This window comes from Pseudomonas sp. IPO3749, assembly GCF_013386605.1.
Lineage (GTDB): Bacteria > Pseudomonadota > Gammaproteobacteria > Pseudomonadales > Pseudomonadaceae > Aquipseudomonas > Aquipseudomonas azotoformans_A.
Window position 1 is genome coordinate 1 of record NZ_JACARN010000109.1, and the last position, 9,426, is coordinate 9,426.

10 protein-coding genes are annotated in these 9,426 nt (G+C 61.8%); 6 read left to right on the forward strand and 4 right to left on the reverse strand.

Annotated features, from left to right (window positions below; all coding sequences use genetic code 11):
- Window positions 1–20 precede the first annotated feature (20 nt).
- The gene (locus HX812_RS29880) at window positions 21–1,169 is read right to left on the reverse strand and encodes an aldose epimerase family protein (protein ID WP_038849330.1); all 1,149 of its coding nucleotides are present in this window, start codon (window positions 1,167–1,169) and stop codon (window positions 21–23) included.
- 137 nt (window positions 1,170–1,306) lie between these two features.
- On the opposite strand from HX812_RS29880, the gene HX812_RS29885 reads away from it, so the two are divergent.
- On the forward strand, window positions 1,307–2,074 hold the full coding sequence (locus HX812_RS29885) for an SDR family NAD(P)-dependent oxidoreductase (protein ID WP_038849332.1): 768 nt from the start codon (window positions 1,307–1,309) through the stop codon (window positions 2,072–2,074).
- A gap of 6 nt (window positions 2,075–2,080) precedes the next feature.
- Here the strand turns inward: HX812_RS29885 and HX812_RS29890 are convergent, their stop codons facing one another.
- The 3 genes from HX812_RS29890 to HX812_RS29900 are packed head-to-tail and all read right to left on the reverse strand — an operon-like array spanning window position 2,081 to window position 4,104.
- Window positions 2,081–2,677 carry a glutathione S-transferase gene (locus tag HX812_RS29890; protein ID WP_038849334.1) on the reverse strand — a complete coding sequence of 199 codons (597 nt, stop codon included), beginning with the start codon at window positions 2,675–2,677 and terminating at the stop codon, window positions 2,081–2,083.
- Window positions 2,678–2,707: 30 nt separating this feature from the next.
- Window positions 2,708–3,241: a G/U mismatch-specific DNA glycosylase gene (mug, locus tag HX812_RS29895; RefSeq protein WP_038849336.1), complete on the reverse strand. Its 534-nt coding sequence runs from the start codon at window positions 3,239–3,241 to the stop codon at window positions 2,708–2,710.
- Window positions 3,238–4,104, reverse strand: a complete 867-nt coding sequence (locus HX812_RS29900) for a LysR substrate-binding domain-containing protein (protein ID WP_038849337.1) — start codon at window positions 4,102–4,104, stop codon at window positions 3,238–3,240. The genes mug and HX812_RS29900 overlap by 4 nt, the downstream gene beginning before the upstream one ends.
- A gap of 134 nt (window positions 4,105–4,238) precedes the next feature.
- On the opposite strand from HX812_RS29900, the gene HX812_RS29905 reads away from it, so the two are divergent.
- From HX812_RS29905 to yghU, 5 genes are all read left to right on the forward strand, one after another.
- Entirely contained in the window at window positions 4,239–5,288 is a 1,050-nt protein-coding gene (locus HX812_RS29905) for an agmatine/peptidylarginine deiminase (protein ID WP_038849340.1), read from the forward strand.
- Window positions 5,285–6,166, forward strand: coding sequence for an N-carbamoylputrescine amidase (gene aguB / locus HX812_RS29910; RefSeq protein ID WP_038849343.1), 882 nt, complete (start codon window positions 5,285–5,287; stop codon window positions 6,164–6,166). The genes HX812_RS29905 and aguB overlap by 4 nt, the downstream gene beginning before the upstream one ends.
- Window positions 6,163–7,239 carry an extracellular solute-binding protein gene (locus HX812_RS29915; protein ID WP_038849346.1) on the forward strand — a complete coding sequence of 359 codons (1,077 nt, stop codon included), beginning with the start codon at window positions 6,163–6,165 and terminating at the stop codon, window positions 7,237–7,239. Before aguB ends, HX812_RS29915 begins: the two co-directional genes overlap by 4 nt.
- A 149-nt stretch (window positions 7,240–7,388) precedes the next feature.
- A complete protein-coding gene (locus tag HX812_RS29920; protein WP_038849349.1) occupies window positions 7,389–8,489 on the forward strand; it encodes an agmatine/peptidylarginine deiminase in 1,101 nt (366 codons plus the stop codon).
- Window positions 8,490–8,533: 44 nt separating this feature from the next.
- Window positions 8,534–9,367, forward strand: coding sequence for a glutathione-dependent disulfide-bond oxidoreductase (yghU, locus tag HX812_RS29925; protein ID WP_038849352.1), 834 nt, complete (start codon window positions 8,534–8,536; stop codon window positions 9,365–9,367).
- The last annotated feature ends 59 nt before the right edge of the window (window positions 9,368–9,426 follow it).

Here is a 9,426-nt window from a genome sequence, read left to right on the forward strand (position 1 = left end):
GCAAGCCCGCTCCCACAGGTTTAATCGGTGGAGAATTTGAAGACGGTGTTCTGGGTATAGGTCTGCCCTGGATTCAGGCGGGTAGACGCGAACTTCGGCTGATTAGGCGCATCCGGGAAATGCTGGGTCTCCAACGTAAACCCGCTCCAGTGCTGATAGGTCATCCCAGCCTTGCCCTTCACCGACCCATCCAGGAAGTTGCTGGTATAAAACTGCACCCCAGGCTCCGTGGTAAACAGCTGCAAGCGTCGGCCCGACTCAGGATCATGCACTTCAACCGCAAGCTGCTTTACATCACCTTTGTTATCCAGCGCCCAGTTGAAGTCAAACCCACCCTGTTTCGGCTCGGCAAACTTGAGCTGCGGGTGATCCTCCTTGATGTGCTGGCCGATGGGTGTCGGTGTCAGGAAGTCCATCGGCGTGCCCTTGACGGGTGCCAGTTCGCCGGTAGGGATCAAGGTGGCATTCACCGGCGTGTAATGGCTGGCGTGCAACGTGGCAACCTGCTTGAGAATGTCGCCATTGCCCGCGCCGGCCAGGTTGAAGTAGCTGTGGTTGGTGAGGTTGAGCACCGTGGGTTTGTCCGTGGTGGCGGTGTAGTCGATGTGCAGTTCATTGTTGTCGTTGAGGCTATAGGTGACCTCGGTCTTCAGGTTGCCGGGGAAGCCCATTTCACCGTCCTTGGACAGGTAGGTGAGGGTCACGCCCACCGAGTCCTTGGCCTTGACGGGCGTGGCTTTCCATACTTGCTTGTCGAAGCCCTGGGCGCCGCCATGCAGCGAGTTGGGGCCGTCGTTGAGCGGCACCTGGTAGCGTTTGCCGTCGAGCTCAAAAGCGCCACCGGCCAGACGATTGCCGAAGCGCCCGATGGTCGCGCCGAAAAATGCGGTGCCGCTTTGATAGCCCTGCACGTCGTCGAAGCCCAGCACCACGTCCTCGACCTTGCCGTGTTTGTCCGGCACCTTGAGCGACTGCAGCACGCCGCCATAGGTGATCACCGTGGCTTGCATGCCGTGGCTGTTGCGCAGGATGTACTGTTCGACGGCAGTGCCGTCATTGGTTTTACCGAAGGGTTTGTGTTCGCTGGTGAGGCCTGCGGCCTGGGCGCCGCCGCTGGCGATCAGCATGGACATCGCCAGGCCCGACAGCAGGTATCGAGGGTGCTTCATGATCGAACTTCCTTTTGTTGTTTTGAGTGGAATAGTTCTACTAATGTGCGATATTTTGTCGATAGAGCAGCGAATTTATAGCCTTTAACGCCATTTTTGCAAAATAAAATAAGACTAATTAAGCGAGGCAAGCTTTCATGACGACCCAGCACGCTGTTTACCCCGACCTCGAAGGCAAGACGGTCCTGATCTCTGGAGGCGCCTCGGGCATTGGCGAATTCATGGTGCGCGCCTTCGCCGCCCAGGGTGCCAAGGTCGGCTTTGTCGACCGCGCGCAAAGCCAGGGCGAACGCTTGGCGGCGCTGCTGAGTTCGCGCGGGCACACCGTGGAATTCGTGAACTGCGACATCACCGACGAGATCGCCTACAAGGCCGCCATCACGCGCTTCGAGCATTCCTTGGGACCGATCACCGTGCTGGTGAACAACGCCGCCAATGACGTGCGTCACAGCCTGGAAGAAGTCGACTCGGAAATGTTCGATCGACTGATTTCCGTTAACCTCAAACACGCCTTTTTTGCCGCCAAGGCCGTGGTGCCGATGATGAAAAACGCGGGCGGCGGGGCGATCATCAACCTCGGCTCCGTCGGCTGGATGATGGCTTCCTCCGGCTACCCGGTGTACGCCGCCAGCAAGGCCGCCGCCCACGGCATGACCCGCGCCCTGGCCCGGGAGCTGGGGCCGAGCCGGATCCGCGTGAATACGCTGGTGCCGGGTTGGGTCATGACGGAAAAACAATTGGCGATGTGGGTCGACGATGCGGCCAAGGAACTGATCAGCCGCAGCCAGTGCCTGCCGGGCAGTGTGCTGCCGGAACACATCGCCAATATGGCGCTGTTTCTCGCCTCCGATGCCTCGGCGATGTGTTCGGCGCAGAACTTTATTGTGGATGGCGGTTGGGTGTAGGTCCGCTTACTCGATCGGGTATTTCTTGAAGGTAGGATGCTGTTCCAGCCGCTCGGCGTGGCGTCTCAGGTTGGGAAACGCATCCGCCTTTACCACCGACGCCACGGTGAATTGGCTGAACGACCAGGCCACCGCCGCTGTAATTGACGCCTGGGTCAGCACCTCGCTGTCAGGCAGTTGTTTTTCCAGCAGCGAATAAGCAGCGAGCAACTGTCCGCTGACCCGGTCAAGCCACGGCGCATGCTGCTTTTCAGCCGGGCGCAGGTTGTGTTCGTAGACGATCTGCACGCTTTTTTCGCAGGCTGCCAAGGCCAGGCCAAGGATGTGCAGGTCCCGGGCGCGTGCGGCGGGTTGCTGCGCGAGCAGCTTTTTGTTCGCCGGGGCCAGGGTTTCCAGGTAGTCCAGGATCAGGCTGGAGTCCATCAGCACCGTGCCATCGTCCAGCACCAGGGTCGGAGCCTTCACGACCGGGTTGATCTGGGCGAACGCGTCGAAGCTGCGGAATACCGACAGCGGTTCATGCACAAAATCCACCCCGTACAGGTCCAGGGAAATCGCCACGCGTCTTACGTAAGGCGAGTCCAGCATGCCGATCAGTTTCATGAAGCCTCCATTGCTTACCACGTGATGGGCTCAAGAGAGTAAGGGCTCAGGATCGGCCTGCGCAATGGCCCGCCGTAATTGCTGATAGGCGACCACCAGTTGTTCCAGGTTGAACGCCAGGTTGCGTCCACTGGGATTAGGCAACACCCACACCGAAGCGTCGCCGAGCCGCTGCGGTTGTAACCCCCAGCCAATCTCGCGCTGGCCCGACAACGCGCTGTAACCGGCCTTGCCGAGAAAGGCCACGAAGCGTGGCTGATAGCGTCGGATCTTCTGTTCAAACGCCGCGGCCGCATCCGTGAATTCATGCCGGGCCAACTCGCCGGCGCTGGCTGTAGGCCGTTCCACGACCGTGGTCAGGCCGCAGCCATAATGCGCCAGTGTGGGGCCGTCCTCGGGACGTAGCTCATGGGGCGTGAAACCGGCCAGGTGCAAGGTGCGCCAGAACCGGTTGCTGCGATTGGCAAAGTGCAGGCCCAGTGCGGCTGAGCCTTTGCCGGGGTTTATGCCGCAGAACACTACGCTCAAGCGGTCGGCCAGGATGTCTTCGAGGCGGTCGTTCATGTCGGCTCTACCTGCAAGTGAGCCAGTAACCACACCGTGAAACTGCGCGCCAGCGGGTCATGCTCGCTGTCGCGATGAGTCAGCAGCGCCCAGCTCGGCCCGCGAATCGTCGCGTCGACCAGCGGCGTAAGCAACCCGTCTTCTTGCGCCTGGCGGCTCAGTAACTGGCTGACCAAGCCAATTCCCAGGCCGGTACACACGGCGTCGAGCAACAGGCCGGGGTCGGAGAAATTCAGGCCCTGGTCCTGCTGCCCCACATCGATCCCGGCTTCCACCGCCCAATGGCTCCAGTCCATTTCCCGTTCGCCGTGCAGTGTCGTGCGCTGCGCCTTGGGCTGCGCTAACAGCCGGGGGTGGCAGGCGGGAAACAGCCGGTCGGCGTGCAGCACCTTGAAGCTGCATTCGGCTTGGGAGCTGATGTCGTCGCGCACGGCCAAGTCGATGGTCTGGCTGGCCATGTCGGGCACTTCGTCGGTGCTGAAGATCCACAGGTCAACTTCCGGGTGTTGCCGACGGAAATCCGCGAGCCGTGGCAACAGCCAGTGCCGGGCAAAGGTCGGCGTGGTGTTGAGCACCAGTTGGTTGGGCTTGCGGTACTGCCCCAGCCGCCGCACGCCCACCGCCAATTGCTGCAGCAACGCCTGGGTGGTGCTGAGGAAATCATGGCCGGCGTCGGTCAGGCTCACGCTGCGTCCGCTGCGGAAAAACAGCGGCTGTTCCAGGTACGCCTCCAGGCTGCGGATCTGCTGGCTGATCGCCGATTGGGTCAGGTGCAGTTCCTCGGCGGCCTTGTGGAAACTGCCCAGTCGCGCCGCAGCTTCAAAGCCGCGCAGGGTGCCGAGGGGCGGCCAGTGGTTGAGCATGCTGATAAGTTCCTCTAATCAGTTTTCTACAAAATCCATCGTTTGTCCGGCTTTGAAAGCCGCCATAGCATGTGTGCCAAGACTCCGTGGGCAGTTTTCACTGAACACAATGACTTAACTGAAGGGTACTTGTCATGCAGCATAATGCAATGCAAAGCAATGGTTGGTGGATGCCTGCGGAGTGGGCCCGACATGCGGCGACGTGGATGGTCTGGCCGCACAACCGGGCCTTGTGGGAAACCACATGGGGCGTGACCCTTGCGCAGGTGCAGCAGGATTTTGCGCGGGTGGCCAATGCGATCGCACGCTTCGAACCGGTGAAAATGCTGGTTGATCCGTCTGCCGTGGCGGGCGCCAAGGCGCTGTGCGGGCCCGGCATCGAGCTGATTGAACAGGCCGTCAACGACAGCTGGTGCCGCGACTCCGGCCCGAGCTTTGTCTGCCATCCGCAGCTGGGCACGGCTGGTGTGAGCTGGCGCTTCAATGCCTGGGGCGGCAAGTCGGCCCATGATTTGGACGAAAGCCTGGCACGTCGGGTGCTCAATCACCTGGGGCTGGAATGTTTCGGCACGCCCCTGAGCAATGAAGGCGGTGCGATCCATGTGGACGGCGAGGGCACGCTGATCACCACCGAGTCGGTGCTGCTCAACCCCAACCGCAACCCCGGCGTGAGCAAGGCCGAGATGGAAGCCATCTTCACGCGCCTGCTGGGCATCAAGAAGACCATTTGGTTGCCAGGCGACCCGGACTATGTCACGGGCGACATGACTGACGGGCATGTTGATGGTGTTTGTGCGTTTGCCTGTCCCGGCGTATTGCTGGTTGACGCAACCCACGACCAAGGCTCGATTTACGCCGAAGTGGTGCGGGAAAACCGTCGCGCCCTGGAACTCGCCACTGACGCCCAAGGCCGCCGTTTCGAGCTGATCGAGCTGTATGAAGCCACTGATGCGGTCGACACCGAAGCCGAGGTGTTCTGCGCCTCCTACACCAACTTCTACATCGCCAACGGCGCAATCATCATGCCGGCCTATGGCATTGCAGCCGATCAGGTCGCGGCCGAAGTCCTGGCCCAGGCGTTTCCCGGTCGCGAGATCGTACCGGTGCAGATCAACCACCTGGCCCATGGCGGCGGCGGCGTTCACTGCATCACCCAGCAACAGCCAGCCTGGGTGAAACCATGAGCCTCCTGACGATTGCCGCTACCCAAATGCCCTGCACCTGGGACCTGCCGGGCAACCTCGACCGTGCCGAGCAGTTGGTGCGAGACGCGGCGGCGCAGGGCGCGCAGGTCATCCTGTTGCAGGAGCTGTTCGCCACGCCGTATTTCTGCATCGAGCAGCACCACAAGCACTTGGCGCTGGCCGAGGACTATCAGCACAGCCACGTGCTCAAACGCTTCGCCGCACTGGCCAAGGAGTTGGGCGTGGTATTGCCGCTGAGTTGGTTCGAAAAGGCCGGTAATGCCTTCTTCAATTCCCTCAGTGTGGCGGATGCTGACGGGCGCTTGCTCGGCGTGTACCGCAAGACCCATATCCCGAACGCCATCGGCTATCAGGAGAAGGAATATTTCAGCCCCGGCGACAGCGGTTTTCGGGTGTGGGACACGGCCTTCGGGCGCCTGGGCGTGGGCATCTGCTGGGACCAGTGGTTCCCGGAGACCGCGCGCTGCCTGGCGTTGCAAGGCGCCGAGGTGCTGCTGTTTCCCACCGCCATCGGCTCGGAACCCGGCTGCGCCACGCTCGACTCGCGGGACCATTGGCAGATGACCATGCGCGGCCATGCGGCAGCAAACCTGTTGCCGGTGGTAGCGGCCAACCGCGTCGGCCGTGAAGTGGCGACCACTGAACCGGACCTGCAAATGGACTTCTACGGCTCATCGTTCATCTGCAACCACAAGGGCAAGCTGTTGGCCGAAGCGGATCGCGATTCCACCGGCGTGCTGCTGCGCAGCCTCGACCTGTCCGCCATGCGCGAAGACCGCCTGACCTGGGGCATCTATCGCGACCGCCGCCCGGAGATGTACAGCGGCCTGCTGACCCTGGATGGGCGTCCATCATGAAGCGGCTATTGAGTTGTGCGTTGATCATGACGAGTGTCTGCGCCTCGGCAGAGGACAAAACCCTCAAGCTCTACAACTGGGCTGACTATTTCGCCGCCGACACCCTGTCCAAATTCACCGCCGAGACCGGTATCCGGGTGATCTACGACGTGATGGATGGCAGTGAAACCCTGGAAGCCAAGTTGATGGCCGGCGGCAGCGGCTACGACCTGATCTTCCCCGGCGATACTGTGGCCGAACGCCTGATGCGCGCCGGCAGCCTGCAAGCCCTGGACCCCGCCAAGCTCGACGCCATGAGCGACATCGAGCCGGGCCTGCAGAAACTGCGCACCCACTACGTCAATTCGAACAAAGCCACGGTGCCCTACACTTGGGGCACGATCGGCCTGACCTACAACACCCAGCAGATCCAGCAGCGTATGCCAAATGCGCCGGTCAACAGCCTCGACCTGTTGTTCAAGCCGGAGAACGCGGCCAAATTCGCCGATTGCGGCATCTCGCTGATCGACTCGCCGGACGAGGTACTCGCCGTGGTGCTCAACTACCTGGGCCGCGACCCGCGCAGCGCCAAGCGCGAAGACCTGGCGGCGGCCAGTGAGCTGCTGCTCAAGGTGCGCCCGTACATCCGCAAGTTCCAGTCGCAACCGGTGACCGACCTGGTCAATGGCAACCTGTGCCTGTCCCTCGGCTACAGCGGCGACATGACCCAGGCCCAGCGCGCCGCCGATGCTGCGGGCAAAACGGTTACTTTCGGCTATCACATCCCCCGCGAAGGCACTACGGTGTGGATGGACACCATGGCCATCCCGGTCGACGCCCAGCACCCGGAATACGCGTACGCCTTCATCAACTTCGTGATGCGCCCGCAAAACATGGCGGCCATCACCAACCTCACCGGCTACCCCACCGCGAATGCCAAGGCGCGGCCGGACGTGGAGGCGAGCATGCGCGATAACCCGGACATCTACCCCGACGCGGCCACCTTCGAACGGTTGATTGCCGGCAAGGACATCTCCCAGGCCGATATGCGTGCACGGATGCGTGTATGGACTAAATTCAAGACAGCACTGTAGTGAGCGAGCTTGCTCGCGCTGGAGTGCGCAGCGCTCCCTCTTTTTTGGGGCCGCTACGCAGCCCAGCGCGGGGCAAGCCCGCTCACCACAACAACCCCATTCACCACGAATGCAACCTTTACAACCCAGCACCGTAAACAGAGAAGCCCATGCCAACCCGTCGCACCTTCATCAAACACGCCAGCGTGGTCTGCGCCATGACCCTGATTGCCCCACACCTGCGCGCCGCCGCGAACGGTCGCTTCTACATGCCCGACGAAGGCGAAAAACACCACCAGGCCTTTATCGCCTTTGGCGCCCAGGACGCCATCTGGGAAGACTTTACCGCCGACGTGCAGGCCGCTTTGGGCCGTATCGCCAGGGCGATTGCTGATCACGAACCGGTCACCGTATTCTGCCGCGAAAATGAACGCTCGCTGGCGCAAAAGCACTGCGGCACCCGCAACATCACCTTCGTGGAAACCGAGCTGGATGACATCTGGATGCGCGATACGGGCGCCAACTTCGTCATCGACGGCAGCGGCGGCCTGGGCGCGGTGGACTTCAACTTCAATGGCTGGGGCAACAAGCAGCAGCACGACGATGACGCGCTGCTGGCGGCCCAGATCGCCGAAGCAACCGGCGCCCGGCCTATCCGCAGCGAATTGGTGGGCGAGGGTGGCGGGATTGAAGTCGACGGCCTCGGCACCGGCATCATGACCGAAAGCAGCTGGATCAACCGCAATCGCAACCCGGATTGGAGCAAGGCCGAGGTCGAAGCCGAACTCAAGGAACGCCTGGGTCTGCGCAAGATCATCTGGCTGCCGGGCATCAAGGGCAAGGACATCACCGACGCCCACGTCGATTTCTACGCACGCTTCGTCTCCCCCGGCGTAGTGCTGGCCAACCTCGATACCGACCCTGAGTCCTATGATCACAAGGTCACTCTGGCGCACCTGGAAATCCTTAAAAAGGCCACCGACGCCGATGGCCGGCCTTTGCAGGTGCACACGGTGTCGCCACCGCTCAACCCGCGTAAAAGCAAGTTCAGCAAGGGCAATGCGGATTTTGCGGCGGGCTACATCAATTACTTCGTGATAAACGGTGCGGTGATCGCCCCGGAGTTTGGCGACCCGGTGGCGGACCGCAAGGCGCTGGACCTGCTGGCCCGGCTCTACCCGGACCGCAAGGTGGTGGCGCTGAATATCGATGCCATTGCGGCGGGTGGCGGTGGTATTCACTGTGTGACGAGCCATCAACCTTTGGTTTAGTCTGGAGCGCTTCGCCGATCGCAAACGCCTCTGGAGCCGTCAGCATGACCGATTACGTACCCCCGAAAGTGTGGACCTGGGACACCGAAAATGGCGGCACCTTCGCCAGCATCAACCGACCGATTGCCGGTGCGACCCACGAAAAAGACTTGCCGGTGGGCAAGCACCCGCTGCAGCTGTATTCCCTGGCCACGCCTAATGGCCAGAAAGTCACGATCCTGCTGGAGGAGTTGCTGGCGCTGGGTCACAGCGGTGCTGAATATGACGCCTGGCTGATCAAGATCGGCGACGGCGACCAGTTCGGCAGCGGTTTTGTGGGGGTGAACCCGAACTCCAAGATCCCGGCTCTGCTGGATCGCAGCGGCGCCACGCCCATTCGCGTATTCGAGTCGGGCGCGATTTTGCAGTACCTGGCCGAGAAGTTCGGCGCGTTCTTCCCCACTGAGCCTGCGGCCCGTGCCGAATGCCTGTCGTGGCTGTTCTGGCAGATGGGCAGCGCGCCCTACCTGGGCGGTGGCTTCGGGCATTTTTATGCCTATGCGCCGAGCAAGATGGAGTACGCGATCAACCGCTTTGCCATGGAAACCAAGCGTCAGTTGGACGTACTCGACCAGCGCCTGGCGGTGAGCGAATACATAGCGGGTGATGAATACACCATCGCCGATATCGCGATCTGGCCGTGGTATGGCGGGTTGGTCAAAGGCCGCCTGTATGGCGCGGCGCAGTTTTTGTCGGTGCATGAGTACAAGCACGTGTTGCGCTGGGCAGACGCCATCGAAGCGCGGCCAGCGGTGCAGCGCGGGCGGCGGGTGAATCGGGTGTCCGGTGAGCCTCATGAGCAGTTGGCCGAGCGACATAACGCCAGCGACCTGGACTAAAGGCCTGACGCTGTAACAAATGTGGGAGCGGGCTTGCTCGCGAATGCGGAGTGTCAGTC